An 859-nucleotide genomic window follows, 5' to 3' on the forward strand; every position below is an offset into this window, starting at 1 on the left:
GTATTATTATTTATCAATAGGTACAAATATAAATGCTAAAAGTAATGCAGTTAAAATCATTAGAAATATAGTATTAAATTTCGGCTCAATTATTGTTTTCCCATTCATCAAAACAAAACCATACAAAATTGTGACAAAGAATTACTTTTTAAATTCAATAGTTATTCTTAAATCATCTAAAAATGCTCAGGAAGTAAAAGCTATTACCAATGGCATCGAAATCGATATGGGAAGAGACAGAAATGATAAATTCTCATCGATAAAAGATAGAGTTGCTGATATTGACATTATTCACGTATCATCTGAAATTGATATTGAGTCATTATCAGAACATTGTGAGTTTTATTTACAGGACTCACTATTCTCAAATAAAAAGTCAATGATTTACTTGGACGACTTTGGTTTACCAAGAATTGATCGAGCGACCACCATCAACTTTGATAGCAGTTCCGGTGACATAGTTATTATCAATTATGAACCGTACAGCCTGTAATATAGGATAAAAACCAGACTCCACTGCAATCAGGGTCTGAGATAAAACATTATTTTTTTCTGCTTCTGTATGCTCAGGTAAAAACTTTATGGGGCCTGGCTGAATACTATTAACTCTCATTATATTTGCATATTTTTTTGCAAGTGATTTCGTAAGAGATTCAAGCCCAGCTTTAGTTGAACAATATAGTGCTTGCGATGAACTAGGGTTTTCAGAAAAAATATCAGTAATATTGATGACAACCCCCTTTTCACCCTTATTAAATAATGCTCGATAAAAATTCTCTATCAAAAGTGCAGGAACAACCATATGGATATTAAAAAACTTTATGTACTGTTCAATTCCGTCAGTATTAAGCTCTAAATC

The 859-nt window shown here is 31.3% G+C and carries 2 protein-coding genes; one reads left to right on the forward strand and one right to left on the reverse strand.

Features of this window, described 5'->3' with window-relative positions; genetic code table 11:
• A partial coding sequence (locus L1D47_RS20860; protein ID WP_239886635.1) for a 2-amino-4-hydroxy-6-hydroxymethyldihydropteridine diphosphokinase occupies window positions 1-493 on the forward strand: 493 nt, incomplete at its 5' end.
• On the opposite strand, the gene L1D47_RS20865 is transcribed toward L1D47_RS20860, so the two are convergent.
• Window positions 404-859: SDR family oxidoreductase (locus tag L1D47_RS20865; RefSeq protein ID WP_239886636.1), on the reverse strand; the 456-nt coding region annotated here is incomplete at its 5' end. The two genes, L1D47_RS20860 and L1D47_RS20865, sit on opposite strands and share 90 nt — an antisense overlap.

It is taken from the genome of Shewanella sp. Isolate7 (genome assembly GCF_022398425.1).
Taxonomy (GTDB): domain Bacteria; phylum Pseudomonadota; class Gammaproteobacteria; order Enterobacterales; family Shewanellaceae; genus Shewanella.